This window comes from Prevotella sp. P5-64 (assembly GCF_002251285.1).
In the GTDB taxonomy this organism is placed as follows: Bacteria; Bacteroidota; Bacteroidia; order Bacteroidales; family Bacteroidaceae; genus Prevotella.
In genome coordinates, this window is sequence record NZ_NPJK01000048.1 from 15,505 (window position 1) to 32,936 (window position 17,432).

15 protein-coding genes are annotated in these 17,432 nt (G+C 54.7%); 10 read left to right on the forward strand and 5 right to left on the reverse strand.

The features are described 5' to 3' along the window. The first annotated feature begins 3 nt into the window (after window positions 1–3). From argC to CIK87_RS14380, 3 genes are read left to right on the forward strand one after another with little or no spacing between them, the layout of a single operon-like run. Window positions 4–972 carry an N-acetyl-gamma-glutamyl-phosphate reductase gene (gene argC, locus CIK87_RS09130; RefSeq protein ID WP_022311658.1) on the forward strand — a complete coding sequence of 323 codons (969 nt, stop codon included), beginning with the start codon at window positions 4–6 and terminating at the stop codon, window positions 970–972. 25 nt (window positions 973–997) lie between these two features. Continuing rightward, window positions 998–2,140, forward strand: coding sequence for an aspartate aminotransferase family protein (locus CIK87_RS09135; RefSeq protein WP_094386915.1), 1,143 nt, complete (start codon window positions 998–1,000; stop codon window positions 2,138–2,140). Further along, a complete protein-coding gene (locus CIK87_RS14380; protein ID WP_158216226.1) occupies window positions 2,137–2,229 on the forward strand; it encodes an NAD(P)-binding domain-containing protein in 93 nt (30 codons plus the stop codon). The genes CIK87_RS09135 and CIK87_RS14380 overlap by 4 nt, the downstream gene beginning before the upstream one ends. A gap of 293 nt (window positions 2,230–2,522) precedes the next feature. On the opposite strand, the gene CIK87_RS09140 is transcribed toward CIK87_RS14380, so the two are convergent. Continuing rightward, window positions 2,523–2,735, reverse strand: coding sequence for a hypothetical protein (locus tag CIK87_RS09140; protein WP_094386916.1), 213 nt, complete (start codon window positions 2,733–2,735; stop codon window positions 2,523–2,525). A 113-nt stretch (window positions 2,736–2,848) separates the two neighbouring features. On the opposite strand from CIK87_RS09140, the gene CIK87_RS09145 reads away from it, so the two are divergent. From CIK87_RS09145 to CIK87_RS09155, 3 genes are all read left to right on the forward strand, one after another. Further along, complete coding sequence (locus CIK87_RS09145; RefSeq protein ID WP_094386917.1) at window positions 2,849–4,678, forward strand: hypothetical protein; 1,830 nt, start codon at window positions 2,849–2,851, stop codon at window positions 4,676–4,678. Between the two features lie 409 nt (window positions 4,679–5,087). Then, window positions 5,088–6,050, forward strand: a complete 963-nt coding sequence (locus CIK87_RS09150; RefSeq protein ID WP_094386918.1) for an acetylornithine carbamoyltransferase — start codon at window positions 5,088–5,090, stop codon at window positions 6,048–6,050. An 11-nt stretch (window positions 6,051–6,061) separates the two neighbouring features. Beyond that, on the forward strand, window positions 6,062–6,994 hold the full coding sequence (locus CIK87_RS09155; protein WP_094386919.1) for an SUMF1/EgtB/PvdO family nonheme iron enzyme: 933 nt from the start codon (window positions 6,062–6,064) through the stop codon (window positions 6,992–6,994). Window positions 6,995–8,075: 1,081 nt separating this feature from the next. On the opposite strand, the gene CIK87_RS09170 is transcribed toward CIK87_RS09155, so the two are convergent. From CIK87_RS09170 to CIK87_RS09185, 4 genes are all read right to left on the reverse strand, one after another. Further along, the gene (locus tag CIK87_RS09170) at window positions 8,076–9,953 is read right to left on the reverse strand and encodes a beta-L-arabinofuranosidase domain-containing protein (protein ID WP_094386922.1); all 1,878 of its coding nucleotides are present in this window, start codon (window positions 9,951–9,953) and stop codon (window positions 8,076–8,078) included. A gap of 182 nt (window positions 9,954–10,135) precedes the next feature. Continuing rightward, on the reverse strand, window positions 10,136–10,498 hold the full coding sequence (gene rplS, locus CIK87_RS09175; protein WP_094386923.1) for a 50S ribosomal protein L19: 363 nt from the start codon (window positions 10,496–10,498) through the stop codon (window positions 10,136–10,138). 162 nt (window positions 10,499–10,660) lie between these two features. After that, entirely contained in the window at window positions 10,661–11,929 is a 1,269-nt protein-coding gene (locus tag CIK87_RS09180; protein WP_022310417.1) for a hypothetical protein, read from the reverse strand. 39 nt (window positions 11,930–11,968) lie between these two features. After that, window positions 11,969–13,729, reverse strand: a complete 1,761-nt coding sequence (locus CIK87_RS09185) for a DUF4091 domain-containing protein (RefSeq protein ID WP_094386925.1) — start codon at window positions 13,727–13,729, stop codon at window positions 11,969–11,971. 217 nt (window positions 13,730–13,946) lie between these two features. On the opposite strand from CIK87_RS09185, the gene CIK87_RS09190 reads away from it, so the two are divergent. The 4 genes from CIK87_RS09190 (at window position 13,947) to rhaD (ending at window position 17,407) form a co-directional block, all read left to right on the forward strand. Continuing rightward, the gene (locus tag CIK87_RS09190; protein WP_022310415.1) at window positions 13,947–14,507 is read left to right on the forward strand and encodes a LemA family protein; all 561 of its coding nucleotides are present in this window, start codon (window positions 13,947–13,949) and stop codon (window positions 14,505–14,507) included. A gap of 4 nt (window positions 14,508–14,511) precedes the next feature. Then, window positions 14,512–15,513 (forward strand): M48 family metallopeptidase, encoded by a 1,002-nt coding sequence (locus CIK87_RS09195; RefSeq protein ID WP_022310414.1) that lies wholly within the window; start codon window positions 14,512–14,514, stop codon window positions 15,511–15,513. Window positions 15,514–15,697: 184 nt separating this feature from the next. Beyond that, window positions 15,698–16,573 (forward strand): AraC family transcriptional regulator, encoded by an 876-nt coding sequence (locus tag CIK87_RS09200; RefSeq protein WP_094386926.1) that lies wholly within the window; start codon window positions 15,698–15,700, stop codon window positions 16,571–16,573. Window positions 16,574–16,597: 24 nt separating this feature from the next. Further along, window positions 16,598–17,407 carry a rhamnulose-1-phosphate aldolase gene (gene rhaD / locus CIK87_RS09205; RefSeq protein ID WP_022310412.1) on the forward strand — a complete coding sequence of 270 codons (810 nt, stop codon included), beginning with the start codon at window positions 16,598–16,600 and terminating at the stop codon, window positions 17,405–17,407. The last annotated feature ends 25 nt before the right edge of the window (window positions 17,408–17,432 follow it).

Consider the following 17,432-nt stretch of genomic DNA (forward strand, 5'->3'; position numbering starts at 1 on the left):
AACATGATAAGAATAGGAATACTGGGAGGAGCCGGCTATACCGCCGGCGAACTCATCCGTCTGCTCATCAACCACCCCGACGCCAAGCTGGTCTTTGTCAACAGCAGCAGCAATGCCGGCAATCTGCTCACCGATGTCCATGAGGGACTCTACGGCGAGACCTCCATGCGCTTCACCGACGCGATGCCCTTCGACGAGGTCGACGTGGTGTTCTTCTGCTTCGGCCACGGCAAGAGCCAAGCCTTCCTGCAGGAGCATACCATCCCCGACCACGTGCGAATCATCGACCTGGCGCAAGACTTCCGTATCGCCGCGCCCGACCACGACTATGTCTATGGTCTGCCTGAGCTCAACCGCGAAGCCATCACCACCGCGCGCCATATCGCCAACCCCGGCTGCTTTGCCACGTGCATCCAGCTGGGTCTGCTGCCTGCCGCCAAGATGGGCCTCATCACCAGCGACGTGAGCGTCAATGCCATCACCGGCTCTACCGGTGCCGGCCAGAAGCCCACAGCCACCACCCACTTCTCCTGGCGCAACAACAACCTGAGTATATACAAGGCGTTCAGCCACCAGCATATCGCCGAGATACGCCAGAGCCTCGCCCAGGCACAGGGCCATCTCGAGGCTGCCATCGACTTCATCCCCTACCGCGGCGACTTCGCCCGTGGCATCTTTGCCACCGAGGTGGTGCACACCGATGCCGACATCGAGACCATCGAGGCTGCCTACCGCGACTTCTACCGCGATGCCGCCTTCACTCACTATGTAGACAAGGCGATAGACCTGAAGCAGGTGGTCAATACCAACAAGGCGCTTGTACACTGCGACAAGTATGGCGACAAGCTGCTCATCACCTGCTGCATCGACAATCTGCTCAAGGGTGCCGTGGGACAGGCGGTGCAGAACATGAACCTCATGTTCGGGCTCGACGAGCGCACCGGACTGCGGCTGAAGCCCTCTGCATTCTGATTATACCTTATTATATATAGCGACTATGAATCTGTTTGATGTATATTCCCTCTCGGACGTGAACATCGTCAAAGGCCGTGGCTGTCATGTCTGGGACGACAAGGGACAGCAATATCTCGACCTCTATGGTGGCCATGCCGTCATCAGCATCGGCCACTGCCACCCACACTACGTGGAGATGATGACAGCCCAGCTCAACAGGCTGGGGTTCTACAGCAACTCGGTCATCAACCGACTGCAGGAGCAACTCGCCGAGCGTCTCGGCAAAGCCTGCGGGTATGACGACTACAGCCTCTTCCTGGTCAACTCGGGCGCCGAAGCCAATGAGAACGCGCTCAAGCTGGCATCGTTCAAGACCGGACGCACCCGCGTGCTCGCCGCCGGCAAGGCCTTCCACGGCCGCACCTCGCTCGCCGTCGAGGTGACCGACATCGCCAAATACAATGCCCCCATCAATGCCAACGGACATACCACCTTCCTGCCCCTCAACGACCTGGAGGCATGGGAAGCCGAACTCGCCAAGGGCGACGTGGCTGCCTGCATCATCGAGTGCATCCAGGGTGTGGGCGGACTGAATATGGCTACAGCCGAGTTTGCCCAGGGTCTGCTCGAGGCTTGCCACCGCAACGGCACCATCCTCATCTGCGACGAGATACAGTGTGGCTACGGCCGCAGCGGCAAGTTCTTTGCCCACCAGTGGCTCGGCATACGCCCCGACCTCATAACCGTGGCCAAGGGCATAGGCAACGGCTTCCCCATGTCGGGCGTGCTCATCGCGCCGAGCTTCGAGGCGGTGAAGGGCCAGCTCGGCACCACCTTCGGAGGCAACCATCTGGCATGTACCGCCGCCCTGGCTGTGCTCGACGTCTTCGAGCAGGAGCATCTGGTGGACAATGCCCATGAGGTGGGCGAATATCTGCTCGCCAGACTGCGCGAGCTGCAGCAGGAGTCGCAGCATATCGTCGAGGTGCGTGGCCGCGGACTCATGGCGGGAGCCGTGCTCGACATCCCCCATAGCGAGGTGCGCTCGCGACTCGTGCACGAAGAGCATTGCTTTACCGGTTGCGCCGGCACCAATATCCTACGCATCCTCCCTCCGCTATGCCTCACCCGTGACGAGGTCGACGACTTCATCGGTCGCCTCGGACGCACACTTGCCAAGTTATGACGATAGCCATCATCGGGGCTGGCGCCATGGGCGGCAGTCTGGCTGAGGGTCTGCTCAGCCTAAAAGCCCCTCCCCCAGCCCAGGGTTGAGGGCGAAGACTGCTACCCTGGGTGCAAGTAGGACCATTATAGCAACGCTGTAAGTGTTGCGATTAGCCGCAGGCGTTACCCGCACCAGGATAATGGGCGGAACTTTATAGGACGGTATTATCAGGTTGAGTATAACGCCTTCGGCTAAACGCAACTCCTACAGAGTTGCCAGGGGAAGCCCCATCCCAACCTTCCCCAAGGGAGGGCACTGAAAAAGTCCCCTTTTTTTATGACCAAAACGGAAAATGCTTACGATTTGTAACTTCTCTTTCTGCAAATCGCCTAAAATAAGGCTAAAATAGACAGATAATAAAGGGTAAAACAGCTATTTTTCCGTCATCAACTTTCAATTTGATAGTGGGTTTTAGTTTTTCAGTGCCCTCCCTTGGGGAGGGCTGGGGAGGGGCCCCAGGAGCCATGGCGGGGTGTGTGGACGGGATTCTCATTTTGCCATTTTTCGCTACGAAAAGTACAAAAAACATAGTTTTTGTGTCGGATTTCATCATTTTTTTTATAATTTTTCGCTCGGAAAGAGAGATTCGGCTTCGCCCTGTGGTTATTCCTCCCGGCTCGGGGCGCAGTTTTATTCATACGGGAGCTATATAAATAAACCTACAAAATGAAGAAAATCTACTTCATCCTATCACTGTTGACCACAACAGTGGCATCGGCGTATGCTGCCGTAAACCCACCCACCATCGGTTTCCCCGACAACTATCTGGGAACCCAATTCAAAGCTACGTGGGAAGACGCCGGCGCCGACTCCTATCTGTTCAGCCTCTACACTCTGGGCGACAACATGATGAAATTCGACGAGACCTTTGCCAACGTGAACCACAGTGGCGGCAAAATCAACACAGCCAACCCCAATATTCCTGTTGGTTTCAGCGTTGACATCTCCAAGAACGGCACCACCGACGTGGTCTACTACAACGACCGCGACCACATCGTGCTGGACGCCAACGACGACAAGGTGTCTACCACCCTCATGGTGGGCGGCAACCTCTCCAGATGTATCTTCAACGCCAACCTCATCAATGCGCAGGGCATCACCAAGGAAAACTCGAGCCGTTTCAAGGTGACTCTCTACGACAAGGCTGGCGACATGATCAGTTCGGGTCAGGTAGAGGCTTACTATTTCTACATCAAGGAAGATTTCGACCTGGAGGATGCTTTCGGCGGAATCCGCTCCAACATCGGCAAGGTGGTCTTTGAGATTGTCAAGGACGACAGCCACAACGTGGGCGACATCGCCATCAACTCCATACAGTATGAATACAAGGCCCCCGTATACGTGATGCGCGACAAGGAGGTTGAGGGTACATGGATCGTTCCCACCGACCTGGATGCCGAGAAGGTCTATTACTACTATGTAAAGGCAAAGAATGGCAGCGAGGTTTCTGACATGTCGGCCATCATGTATGTCGATGGCTTTCTGAGTGTCAACACCCTGCCCGCCAGCAACATCAAGAGTACCTCGTACACCGCCAACTGGGAGTATCTGCCCAAGGCGCTGGGCTACTATGTGCAGCCCTACCGCTTCGACGTGGTCGAGGACACCAAGATAGATAAGCGCCTTGACGACCAGTTCTCCAAGGCTACCGAGGGCACAACGATGCTTCCCATCAGCATCAACTCGGAAGACCTGGACAAGTATACAGACTGCACAGGTTGGAGCGGACGCAATGTGCTGATGGCCAAAGGCATGATAGGTGCCGATGCAGGCCGCTTCCCCATGAACATGTCTTATCTGCACTCGCCCATTATGAACCTGTCGGCCAACGGCGGCAAGTACAAAATACACCTCAAGGCCCATGGTACTGCCGGCGACGCCCTCAACGTATACCACGTGGGATATATAGTAGACGGCAAACTGAACATGCACACGGCAACCTTCGACAAAAATGGCAATATCGATGAAGAGTGGGAGATGAACGACGGCGACTCTGAGACCATGCTCTCATTTGAGGATAAAAGACTCAAGAAGTTCTTCATCGATGAGGTTACTGTAAGCCAGGGTCTCTACAAGGGCGACATCATCACCGTGAAGTATGACCTGGTGAAACTCACCGACGGCAAGACCACCTCTTACAACTTCTCTGGTCTCGAGGAGAACAAGAAGTATGGTTACCAGGTGACAGGATGGCGTCACAACGACGTGGGTGGCGAGGTAATCTCAGGCACATCACCCATTGTATATGCCGACCTGAGCATCGCTGCAGGCATCAATGGCAACGTGGTAGCCAACGGCGACCCCAAGGTAAGCGTAAGCGGCAACACCGTGACCGTGACACTGACGCAGGCTGCCCCCATCTATGTCTTCACCCTCGACGGATGCAGCAAGCAGACTCTGAGCGGCAAGGCTGGCGCCAACACGCTGACCCTCGCTGCCGGACAGGTATACATCGTCAAGGCCGGTGGCCGCGCCTACAAGGTTATGGCACGCTAACCGCACAGACGACCCATAAACAATTTCCACGGCGGAGCAGGACATCACCGGATGTCTGGCTCCGCCGTTGGCGTTGGATGGGGTGCGGCAAAAAATATGGTAAAGGTGGTAAAACTGTAACCCTAAAGAGTCTGGCCACGCTCCAGGCTATCGAGACTATAGCTGCAAAGAGAGGGATGCCGCCAAGCGCGGGTCCCTCTCTCTGGTTTAGGGCAATGGCAACGTGAAGTCCCGCCGTAGCGGTGATATGGCAAGCCGTGGTGGTGATGGTAGGCAAAAAAATGGGGAAAATGGCGGTGCATGTCAGGTTTTTTGCGTATTTTTGTGACATCAACAGCATCCCGCACACAATCGATGCCGGCATCGGCTATTTGTCCGGCGCTGAAAAATCAAATAAAGGAAGAAAGAGATGAAGACATTTTTCAATGTAGAAGACCTGGGCGACCTCCGTCAGGCGCTCGCCGAGGCACAGGAGGTAAAGCGCGACCGCTTTGCCTTTCAGGAGTTGGGCAAGAACAAGACTCTGCTGATGATATTCTTCAACAACAGTCTGCGCACACGCCTCTCTACCCAGAAGGCTGCCATGAACCTGGGAATGAACGTGATAGTACTCGACGTCAATGCCGGCGCATGGAAGCTGGAGACCGAGCGTGGCGTCATCATGGACGGCGACAAGAGCGAGCATCTGCTCGAAGCCATCCCCGTGATGGCAAGCTACTGTGACATCATCGCCGTGCGCTCGTTTGCCGGGCTCAAAGACCGTGACTTCGACTATGCCGAGACCATCGTCAACCAGTTTGTGCGCTACAGCGGCCGCCCCGTTGTGGCTATGGAGACTGCCACGGTGCATCCGCTCCAGGCCTTTGCCGACCTCATCACCATCGACGAGCACCGCAAGACGGAGCGTCCCAAGGTGGTGCTCACCTGGGCTCCCCACTGCCGTGCGCTGCCACAGGCTGTGCCCAACAGCTTTGCCCAATGGATGAACGCTGCCGATGTAGACCTGGTGGTGACCCATCCCGAGGGCTACGAACTGGACGAGAAGTTTGTGGGCAACGCCCATGTGGAGTATGACCAGCGCCGCGCGCTCGAAGGTGCCGACTTCGTGTATGCCAAGAACTGGAGCTGCCCCGGCGTAAGCTGCAAAGAGGACTATGGCAAGATACTCTGCAAGGATATGTCGTGGACCATCGACTCGGAACACATGAGCTGGACTCATGACGGATACTTCATGCACTGTCTGCCCGTAAGACGCGGCCTCATCGTCACCGACGATGTGATAGAGAGCGACCACTCGCTCGTCATCCCCGAAGCCGCCAACCGCGAGATAAGCGCCGAGGTGGTGCTCAAGCGCGTGTTGGAAACCCTATAATACATAAGATTATGAGAAGACTGTTTATAACTATCATTGCTATAGCAGCCCTGACAGCAGCTTCGGCCCAAGGCATCATAAGGCCAAAGACTTCGGGCGCAGCAGTCAAGAAGAAACCTGCCACGACCATCAGGCACAAAAAGCCGCAGCGCACGCCAAGTCCCAAAGAGAGATTTGACATGGACGCCCATCGCAAGCGTCTGGTCAACAAGTTGCTGGGGGATATGGTGTATGTCAAGGGCGGCACCTTCACCGCCGGATGTGACACGGTAAGATTCAACAAAGAACGCGAGAGAGAGATAACGCTCGATGGCTATTATATCTGTAAATACGAATTGAGCATGGCTCTATGGGACGCCTTCATGAAAGACTGGTGGGATGGTACCTATGAGTATTACACCAAGAACCCTATGGGGACAAACCCTATGGGGACGGATAATTACACATGCGGCATATCGTGCAAAGACATCCAGACATTTCTGGAACGCCTGAATGCCTACTGCGGTCAGGAGTTCCGTCTGCCCACCGAGGCCGAATGGGAATATGCTGCCATTGAGGGTAAGCCTAAGGCTCCCTACCGATTCAGCGGCAGCAACAATGCCAATGAGGTGGCGGTGTATAAAGATAACCCGGAAGAGAAAAAAAAGTCATATTGCATGGGATGCAAGAAACCCAACGGTCTGGGACTCTACGACATGTCGGGCGGACTCGCAGAGATGTGCTATGACCCCTATAACACCTATTCGCCCGACCGACCGGTCACCCCCAACGGTAAGAAAGACTACAAATGTCCGCCAGGAGAACACACTCATGTGATCAAAGGCGGTCACTATCAATCGCTCGAGCATGAACTCTATCCGTGGGCAAGAGGCTTGTGGATTAGCGACGGTTATGGCGCATGGTATGTAACCATTCGCCTGGTGGCTACGGAGATTAGAAAATAGTATTAATACAGATAAATATCCTGCTGCGAGTAACGATATTCCCAAGGAGAAATGGAGAAAACATAATACACAAGAAGCCCCATCCCAGCCTTCCAAGGGGAAGGAGTGCCAGCTGAGGCCCCATCCCAACCTTCCCCAAGGGGAAGGAGCTGCACAAGCGGCCCATAATCCACTCTCCCATACCACATCGATACGGGTGAAGATAAACAGAGTTTTCCGCAAGCAACAGCAACGCTGTAAGTGTTGCGATTCCCCAGCCCAGTGTTGCGGACAAAGACCGCTACCCTGGGTGCAAGTACGACCATTATAGCAACGCTGTAAGTGTTGCGTTTAGCCGCAGGCGTTACCGCACCAGGTTGATGGGCGGAAATATATAGGACGATATTATCAGATTGAGTATAACGCCTTCGGCTAAACGCAACTCCTACAGAGTTGCTTCTCTTTATTATGTCAGTACCCAGGGTAGAGGCGCTGTGCACCTCAACCCTGGGCTATGAAATCGCAACTCCTACAGAGTTGCCAGGGGTGCGTACCATCCACGATGGGCTAACTATATCCATTGCCCCAAAGAGGCCACATCCAAACCACCACACGCCACATCCAAACCTTCCCCAAGGGGAAATGCCATGGAGGAGGCCGGTTTCACCCGCGCAGTGTTTAAGGAGATTGTGGCGCGCACTTTCTCCTTGACGAAGGTTGGGAATGGGCTCTCTTTGGCATCGCTGCAGGTGTCGCGCTTTGCCGTAGGCGTGATACTCTGTTTAATGGTATTTTCCAACGCATTGCAGGCCATTATCCAGCTGCGGGTAACGCCTGCGGCTAATCGCAACTCTTACAGAGTGCTATGATATTAGTACTATCAAACCGGGAGGTGGCTTCGCCCGCAGCCCTGGGCTTTGTAATCGCAACTCCATTACCTTTCAGCGGCGCACTGTGCCACGCCGGTAACCATCGGTTCAGAGTTGACGGTGAGGATGTTGACAAACACGCAATCGGCATGCATAAAAAAAGGGGGGAGGCTCGTTGCGAGCTTCCCCCCTTTTAAATCATGTTCAATTGTGAGATTCCTGATATTAGTAGATTATTGTTTCTTGGGCAACCATGTACAGATTTTCTTGTCCTTCCAACCATCTACCGATGAGTAATCAACCATATGGATGTTGCCGTCGGTGGTGGGCACGAGGAACTCCATGCGGGTGCCTTCGCGTGTGGGCTTCACGGGGGTGAGTTTCACCTCGCCGTTGGCATCTGCCACTACCTGTACAGGTTTGTTGTAATCAGCGTCAATATTTTCGTCGCGCGCCAGCACCATGGGGCCGTAGATGACAGCCTGGTAGTTCCAAGCGTCGGGGTTGCTGCCGTGGGGCGCGTCGATGAGGCGGCATCGCATGTCAAAGGTCAACTCTATCTTGTCGCCCTTCTTCCACTTGCGTGTCAGGGTGAGATACTTGCCAGCCACTACGTTGTCGATGGCTTTGCCGTTGACCTTGACGATGGTGTTGGTGCTCCATCCTGGGATGCGGAGCATGAAGTCGTACTTCTCCTTCTGTGCCTCGCCGATGGTGATGGTCGCAGTGTTGGCGAGTGGGAACTTGGTGTCGATGGTGAATGTCACGGCGTTGCCCTTGAGGGTCTTGGCTGTGGCTGTAGCTGCATTGTAGAGGTTTACGACGGGTCCGCGGTCGTTCTGCATCACGGCTACATAGGGTATATATGCCAATCCCATAGGTCCGCTCAGGTTGCAGCAGGTCACAGCCATGCCGTCGATGGTGGTACCCCATCCTCTGTCGGTCACCTTCTGACCGTTGAGCAGGTTGACGTAGCTGAATCCGTTGCCACCGGGCTTCATGGCACCGATGAGTCCGTTGTAGACATACTTCTCGATGAAGTCGACAGCAGAAGCGTCGCCAGTGATGCGCAGGATTTGGCTGCAGAGCTTCATCCAGGTCACTCCGGCGCAGGTCTCCATCATGCGCTCTATCTTGGGGTTGGTCTGCTCGAGGGCAGTATCGTCCCATGCCTCACCTCTCCACTTGGGATAGTAGGGATAGTCTGCACCACCGTTACCGATAATGGTAATCTCGTATTTCTTCAGGTTTTCAAAGAGGTTGAGCGTAGCCTGCTTCCACTTCTCCTCGCCGGTGCAGCGGTAGTACTCTACCAAGCCTTCATAGACCGAGAGCATCTCATAAGCCTTGGGGTAGCCATTGCCCATGAGTCGAGGACGTACGTTGTCGAGACTTTCCTGGAAGATGTTGGCGCCACGGCATCCGCCCTTCTTGATGAGATAGGTACAGAAGTCGAGGTAGCGCTTGTCGCCGGTGAGCTTGTAGATGCGCATCATGGGCTCCATCACCGAGTAGCTCTCGATGCCAGTGCGGCTCCATCCCTGGGTGTTGATGTCTACCTTAGGAGCGTCACCTATCTGGTCTATCACGCTGTTGGCCTCGGCAATCATCAGTTTGAGCACGCGTGGGTCTTTCTCCACATGTGCATAGTACTGCGAGAGTCCGAGCATGATATATTTGCGCTCCCAGAGGTCGCCACCCTTGGCGTCGGGCTGCTTTTCTACGGGAGAGCAGGCTATAGCACCGTTGCTCTGCACATACTTGAACACCTTGTTGACGGTGTTGACCAGTATCTTCTTGAGTTCGGGGTCCTTGTTATATGCATAAAGCATGGCTCCACTGCGGACAGCCTTGGCCCACATCTCACCTACAGCGAAATTGGGTCGGTTAACGTTGTTATCGTAGAACTCCATAAGGCGGTCGTAGGGCACGACGCCCTTGTTCCAATGCTCAACACTGTTGTGGATGTCATTGTCGAAGTATCCATGGAGCTGGATGCTGTGGTCTGAGAGTGGAGAAATCAGGTCTTTAACTTTCTCGTTTTGCGCAGAGGCAGACAGAGCGAGCATCATGGCTGCTCCGAGGCATAAGGTCTTGGTGATATTAGTCATGTTACTTTCAGAATTTGGTGCAAAGGTAAATATATAAATAGGTAGGGCGCCGGATGTCGTTGTTAATAAATGTTATTCGGCTCAAAACATGTGCGCAAAATTGCGCAAAAAAAAGAGAGACACTCCCCGCATGAGGAATGTCTCTCTTTATTTCTTGGGTTTTACCCTTGGGGATGCCGTTATTAAGCGTTGGTGTTAACCACTCTCTTTTCACGGATGCGGGCAGCCTTACCAGTGAGCTTGCGCAGATAGTAGAGCTTAGCGCGACGAACCTTACCTACCTTGTTCACCTCGATAGAATCGATGTTGGGTGACTCGATGGGGAAGATACGCTCAACGCCTACAGTACCAGACATCTTGCGAACGGTGAAACGCTTCTTGTCACCGTGGCCTGAAATCTTGATTACTACACCACGATAGAGCTGGATACGCTCTTTTGAACCCTCGACGATTTTGTAAGCGACAGTTACGGTGTCTCCTGCACGGAACTCAGGGAACTTCTTGCCGGTTGCAAACGCTTCTTCAGCAACTTTAATTAAATCCATTGTTGTTTTTAAATTAAATATTGTTTGTCGTTCCAACCCAACATGGCATGACAACTCTTCCATCAACCAGCGGTTAGGCCGAAAAGCGGTGCAAAATTACTATTTTTTTCACTATGTACCAAATATTTAGGTAAAAAAACAGCTTCTCGTCTCCCATTTTTGTCACTCCCATTTGCCGGCCTTGAAGATTTCATAGAGCGCCTTGGACCATTGCGCATAGCCTTCTTTCTTGAGATGCGGGTCTTTCGAGAGATAATAGTCACGCACGTTTTTCAAATTGATACCACAGTATTTTCCCACTTCCAGCACTCGGCAGTTATAACGCTGGGCAATGGCACGCTGCACTGCGGAAAGCTGCATCCACTTGCGGTTGCGCTCGGTTTTCTCGAATGCCTCCTCGTCAAAGGAGCCGTCGGCGCGCAGCACTTCCGGTGCATTGAAATCAAAATTGAAATAAGAGGGCATGAACCAATAAATCTCCGTGTTGGGGAGGTTGCTCTTCAGATATTCCATCAGTCCTTTATAGCACGACCACAGGCTTACTTTATCCGTCCAGTTGCAACTTTTTGTCCAGCCCGAAGCATCCTTTCCTGTATAAAACACCACATACTCTTCCACACGAGGCCCATCGGTGACAGCTACTTGCAACCCGCTCTCCTTGGTGTCGACCCAGACCTTGTTGTTCTTGTCATAATAATAGGAGATGGTGAAACTGTTGTCGCCGTTGTCTACGGCCGACCACCCTGCTCCATAGAACTTGGAAGCTAACCACTCTCTGGTTTGTGCCACGCTCATGCCGGCAGGCAATGTAAGATTCACCCTCGGGCTTCTACCTACATGAAAACAAATTTCACCTCCATGCTTTGAGGGCGCGATGATTTCTATACGGTTGCCATGCCTGTTGGGATTGGCATAGGGGAATACCAGCATGTTGCCCGCAGCCCGTTGGGCTTTCGGAGTAGCCTTCAGAATTTTCCGCAGATTTTTCTCACAATAGGCCTTGGCAGCTTCTTTCGAATCCAGCACACTCTTGGCTGCAGTTCGCTTGCTGCCCTGCATCCAGGGTTCATCGTCAATACTTCCTTCCACACCCGTGTCAGGGTCTGTGAAGTTCATATCGTTGGTGTTGGAAATCATAATGATGTCGATGGGCAGACTATCCTTGAGTGCTACCAAAAGCTTTGCCCTGCCCAGAGTGCCGTTCATGGTAGCAGGAGCTGAATCTGAACCACCATAGGAAATGTACCTGCGGTTGAGTTTGGGGTAGAAAATGCATCCCGTTTGGTCAGCAAACTGTTGCTGCCAGGGCGTCCCGTCTCCCAAACTGTCGAAGAGTGTCCAGAATCCTTTCCCTTGCAAAATTTTCTCCTGCGCATGCAGCTGCCCCCATAGAGGCAACAGCATGACCCATACTACAAAAAGTTTTTTCATGATAAATGTGTTATTTGTTTAGTGAATAATGATCAGACGCTACTGGTTGAGCACACGCTGCAGGCGGCTTATACGCTCGCCGGTGGGCATCTGGGTGTGCTCAAGTCCGCCCCAGCCGAATACCTTCAGGGCTTCGTCGATGCGCTTCAGGGCGCGACGGTTGCCCTTGGCCTGTAGTTCTGCTCTGAGCAGACGCACCTTCTCGCAGCACTGTATGCCTTCGACCAGGCGGTCGAACCTCATGCTGCTGCGGCCACCGGGATAGACGATATAGGTGTCGCCGGCGGGCCAGGAGCGGAAGCGGGTGTCGCGCATGGGGTCGGCAGTCCAGCTGTTGTAAGCCCAGCGCAGCAGACCGTCGTATCCCTGCACCATGGCGTGGATGGGGATGAAGGCGCCCTCGGCGGGGTCGGAGAAGGTGAAGGTGTTGGGGAAGCTCTCGGTACAGCATATATAGCAGGTGGTAGACTGACCGCGGCTGCGGCGCTCGGCGATGATGCTGCGGTCGAGCGGGCTACCGTAGGGAACGCTCAGGTCGGCGAGCTCGTGCTCTATCTCCTTGTGGTAGTTGCCGGCGAGGGTGATGTGGAAGTCGGCATCGGCTTCGCGTATCACAGCGATAGCCGACTGCATATCTTCGAGCTGGCGTTCGTCCATAGAGATGGCGGCACGCTCAAACCAGCCACGCTGGCGCAGGTGTCGGGCGAAGTCGCGCAGGAAGGGCAGCCAGTAGTCGCGGTAGGCGGCGTCTTGCGGACGGGCGTTGACAAATTTTACCGTATTGGAAGCCTGGTCGTAGTAGTCGAACTGCAGCGCCCAGGGTATCATGGTGTAGCAGTCGATGGTGCCGGTGATGCCCACCTCGCGGGTCATGAACTCTACCCAGCGGTCAAACACGGTGTAGTCGTATTTCCACTGTCCGTCGACGGTCAGCGTGCGCTGTATCATGCTGCCGAAGGGGTCTTCGGTCTGTCCGTTCCAGGGGTGGTGCATGATGCTGGCAGTGATGGACTTCTGTCCGGCGTCGGCAAGCATCTTCATCACGGGGAGCATGGCGTCGAAGTGCTCGCGGCTCCACAGTTTCACGTTCATGACACGCGCCACGGCGTAGGGGTTCTGCCACAGGTCGAGGTCGAAAGCCCAGTCTTTGGGCGCAGGCAGTTGGCGGCTGCCCACCTTGACCTCGAGTGCCACTTCGGCCTTCTCTCCCTTGTCGCCGGTGAGGACTATCTTACCTTTATATATACCCGCGCGCGTGATGGCAGGCACCCACACGTTGACCCAAACCGGGCGGGTGGTGCAGCGGGGGATACGGTCGATGTGGGGACCATAGACCATGTCGGCGACCATCGACGAGTCGAAGTCGGCCTTGTTGGGACGGTGCCCGCAGTTGGATTTGCCGTTATGGTTGAGCTCGTCGGTCATCACATATCCCACAAATCCGGCGTTGACGGCCTTGGCGTCTATCACCTCTCTGCCACAGGTCAGGGCTGTAGCCTCTACGCGTGGCGATACGATGTCGTGGCGCGTCCATACCACAGCCTGAGCCATGACGCGCTCGCCAGCCCATGCGTCGAGCCTCAGGGTCTTTGCCATGCGCCCACGGGGCACGTTCATCTTGGCGTAGCGGACATCGGTGGAGCCCCACGCCATTTGCACTGCATCGGGCACGCGCGCCCATACCTCGTTGCCGTCGTGCTGCTTGGTGTCGGTCAGTTCGCTGGCCACCAGGGTGTCTGTCTGTGCCCACATCGGAGCCACAGACAACAGGAGAAACAGAGAGAATAGAGTCTTCTTCATACCTTGTATAATTATTGTCAGTAGACAAAGTTACTACAAAGTCAAGACAATGCAAAGGAAAGTTCCAGTTAATTTGCCCTCTACCCTGCCCCGAGTGGCGGCGGTGAGGGTGGCGGCGGTGAAAATCTGCACCTGTTTACATTCTTTAAGCCCGAATAGTTGGGCGGTTGTCGCTTTTTTGGTAATTTTGACCTATATAATTATAAAGATTAAGAATATGACATGGATTATTGTTTTGGTAGTCGTCGTACTACTCGCGTTGTGGCTCGTAGGCCAGTACAACAACCTGGTGCGCATGCGCAACAATCGTGAAAATGCTTTCGCCAACATCGATGTGCAGCTCCGTCAGCGCTATGACCTCATCCCCCAGCTGGTGGCTACCGTCAAGGGATATGCCACCCATGAGAAAGAGCTGCTGCAGCGCGTCACCGAGGCACGCACAGCCGCTATGGGAGCCACCAATATCAACGACAAGATAGCCGCCGACAACCAGCTTACCGGTGCGCTCGCCGGACTGAAGGTGCAGCTCGAGGCCTATCCCGACCTCAAGGCCAACCAGAACTTCATGCAGCTCCAGACCGAGATAGCCGACATCGAGAACAAGCTGGCTGCCACCCGCCGCTTCTTCAATTCGGCTACGCGTGAGCTCAACAACGCCGTACAGGTGTTCCCTTCCAACATCATCGCCCAGATGTTCGGTTTCCACAAGGAGGTGATGTTTGAAATCCCCCAGACCGACCGTGAGGCTATGGACAAGGCCCCCGAAATCAAGTTCTGAGCCTATGCAGTATGTTGGTATGATGACGCAGATACGGCGCAACAACCTGCGCAGCGTGCTGCTTCTGCTGTCTTTCCCGCTGATTATCCTTGCCACGGTGTGGGTGTTTCTCGCCATCATCCAGTCGATGGGCGCGCCACCCGCTGACGCCTATGGCAATGTGGCTGCCGAGGTAGACTACGACGCCGTCAACCGCTCCTTCGTGGCCATCGCTCCCTGGGTGGTGGGCATCGTGGGTGTGTGGTTCCTCATCGCCTACTTCGCCAACTCCTCGATGGTGCGTGCCGCTACGGGAGCCCGCCCGCTCACGCGGAGGGAGAACCCGAGGGTATACAATATCGTGGAGAACCTCTGCATGACCTGCAACATGGATATGCCCCAGATCAACATCGTCAACGACCCTCAGCTCAACGCCTTTGCCTCGGGCATCGACAAGAAGAGCTACACCGTGACCGTCACCACCGGACTGCTGCGCGTGCTCAACGACGACGAGCTGGCGGGAGTGCTGGGCCACGAGCTCACCCATATCCGCAACCGCGACACCCGTGTGCTCATCACGAGCATCGTCTTCGTGGGCATCGTCTCGACGGTGATGAGCGTAGTGATGCACATGATGTTCAACGCCATGTTCTACGGCTCTCACAGCCGCAGCCGCGACGAGAAAGGCTCGGGCGTGAGCATCATCATTGTGATGCTCGTGGGCGTGGTCTGCTGTGCCGTGGCCTACTTCTTCACCCTCATCACGCGCTTTGCCATCTCCCGCAAGCGCGAGTATATGGCCGATGCCGGTGGCGCCGAGCTCTGCGGCAATCCGCTCGCACTGGCTTCGGCACTGCGCAAGATATCTGGCGCCCCCGGCTTGCAGGGTGTGCAGCGCCAGGATGTAGCCCAGCTCTTCATTATCCATCCCCAGGCTCTCACGAGCGGCATGATGGGCTTCTTCGACTCGCTCTTCAGCACCCACCCCGATACCCGCAAGCGCATCGCGATACTCGAGCAGTTCTGAAACCACTCTTCCGCCGACAATCATCATCGAGGGAGAGACCGCCAGACGGCATGTCGCCATGGCGGTCTCTCCCTTTTTGCGTTCCCCGAGCATGAAAACAGCAGCCGTAATAAAAATATTGCCAAAAAACGAAGGTCGATTGGTGGAAAATAAGTAACTTTGTACAAACAATCTAATCAACATCATGCAGAAGAGCAAGTATTTGGTAACCAACGAGCGCGACCAGCTCTGGGGACTCACCATCAGTACGGTGGGTTATGAAGAGATAAGCAATGGTGAAGAGTATCCCACCAGCGGCCATGCTGACGGCTATTATTTTGATGTCAACAAGGGTCGTGAACTTCATGAGTATCAATTGCTCTATGTCACCCGCGGCGAGGGAGTCTTTGAGACTACCAACCAGCGACCGACCCGTCTGCGCGAGGGCGACCTCTTCCTGCTTTTCCCCCATGAGTGGCACACCTACCATCCTGGTCCACAGGGATGGAACTGTTATTGGATTGGTTTCAGCGGCCGCAATGTCGACGACCGCGTCCGTGCCGGCTTCCTTACTCCCCAACACCCCATTTACCATGTAGGTTTCTCCGATACCATCACCCGTCTCTACGACGAGGCTTACCATGCCGCCGTCCAGGAGGCAGCCTATTCGCAGCAGTTGCTGGCAGGTATAGTCAACCACCTTATAGGTTTGATGTATTCGCTCGAGCGCAATATCCTTCTGAGCAAGAACAGTGAGCACGTCGATATGATCAACCGTGCACGTTTCATCATGCGCAAGGAGGTAGAGAGCGACCTCACCGCGCAGCAGATAGCCGAACAGCTGGGCGTGAGCTACTCCAGCTTCCGCAAGCTCTTCAAGGAGTATACCGGCATCTCGCCCGCGCTCTACCAGCAGGACCTCAAGCTGCAGCGAGCCAAGGAGCTGCTCTCCACCACCGACCTCTTCGTCAAGGAGATAGCCTATATGCTCAATTTTGATTCGCCCGACTACTTCTCTTCCAAGTTCAAGCGGAAGACGGGACTCAAGCCGAGCGACTTCCGGAATATAGATAGAAAATAGAGTTATACATTAATCATAAGAATCATGAAAAGTATTTTAGACGGACGCCCTCTCCTGAAGAAGGAGATTGACCAGATAGCCGAAGTGGCTGGTTATTTGTGGCAGAATGGATGGGCTGAGCGCAATGGTGGCAACATCACTGTCAATATCAGCAAGTATGTGGATGACGAGATGAGGCACATGCCTGCCCTCGGCGAAATCAAGCACATCGGCATCACGCTCCCCCATCTGCGTGGTTGCTACTTCTACTGCAAGGGTACCGGCAAGCGCATGCGCGACCTCGCCCGCTGGCCTATGGACAACGGCAGCGTCATCCGCATCCTCGACGACTGCGAGACCTATGTCATCATCGCCGACAATCTCGTCCAGCCTACATCAGAGTTGCCCAGCCACCTGGCCGTGCACAACCGTATGATAGAGAAGGGTTCACCCTACACCGCCACGGTTCACACCCACCCCATCGAGCTGGTGGCTATGAGTCACAACAAGAAGTTTATGGGCAAGGATGTGCTCACCAACATCCTTTGGAGCATGATTCCCGAGACCAAGGCATTCTGTCCGTTAGGTTTGGGCGTAGTGCCTTATCAGTTGCCCGGCAGCCTCGGACTGGCAGAGGGAACTCTCGCCGAGCTCGAAGACTACGACGTGGTATTGTGGGAGAAGCACGGCGTCTTCGCCAAGGGCCTCGACGCCATGGATGCCTTCGACCAGATTGACGTACTCTCCAAGAGTGCCAAGATATACATCAATGCCAAGTGCATGGGCTACGAACCCGATGGCATGAGCGAAGAGCAGCTCAAGGAGATGACCGTGGCATTCAATCTGCCTAAGTAGGATACAACTGAAAGCCCCACCTCAA

Coding starts and splice junctions, on each gene's coding strand:
- argC (WP_022311658.1), top strand. CDS start 4: ATGATAAGAATAGGAATACTGGGAGGAGCCGGCTATACCGCCGGCGAA.
- CIK87_RS09135 (WP_094386915.1), top strand. CDS start 998: ATGAATCTGTTTGATGTATATTCCCTCTCGGACGTGAACATCGTCAAA.
- CIK87_RS14380 (WP_158216226.1), top strand. CDS start 2,137: ATGACGATAGCCATCATCGGGGCTGGCGCCATGGGCGGCAGTCTGGCT.
- CIK87_RS09140 (WP_094386916.1), bottom strand. CDS start 2,735: ATGATGAAATCCGACACAAAAACTATGTTTTTTGTACTTTTCGTAGCG.
- CIK87_RS09145 (WP_094386917.1), top strand. CDS start 2,849: ATGAAGAAAATCTACTTCATCCTATCACTGTTGACCACAACAGTGGCA.
- CIK87_RS09150 (WP_094386918.1), top strand. CDS start 5,088: ATGAAGACATTTTTCAATGTAGAAGACCTGGGCGACCTCCGTCAGGCG.
- CIK87_RS09155 (WP_094386919.1), top strand. CDS start 6,062: ATGAGAAGACTGTTTATAACTATCATTGCTATAGCAGCCCTGACAGCA.
- CIK87_RS09170 (WP_094386922.1), bottom strand. CDS start 9,953: ATGACTAATATCACCAAGACCTTATGCCTCGGAGCAGCCATGATGCTC.
- rplS (WP_094386923.1), bottom strand. CDS start 10,498: ATGGATTTAATTAAAGTTGCTGAAGAAGCGTTTGCAACCGGCAAGAAG.
- CIK87_RS09180 (WP_022310417.1), bottom strand. CDS start 11,929: ATGAAAAAACTTTTTGTAGTATGGGTCATGCTGTTGCCTCTATGGGGG.
- CIK87_RS09185 (WP_094386925.1), bottom strand. CDS start 13,729: ATGAAGAAGACTCTATTCTCTCTGTTTCTCCTGTTGTCTGTGGCTCCG.
- CIK87_RS09190 (WP_022310415.1), top strand. CDS start 13,947: ATGACATGGATTATTGTTTTGGTAGTCGTCGTACTACTCGCGTTGTGG.
- CIK87_RS09195 (WP_022310414.1), top strand. CDS start 14,512: ATGCAGTATGTTGGTATGATGACGCAGATACGGCGCAACAACCTGCGC.
- CIK87_RS09200 (WP_094386926.1), top strand. CDS start 15,698: ATGCAGAAGAGCAAGTATTTGGTAACCAACGAGCGCGACCAGCTCTGG.
- rhaD (WP_022310412.1), top strand. CDS start 16,598: ATGAAAAGTATTTTAGACGGACGCCCTCTCCTGAAGAAGGAGATTGAC.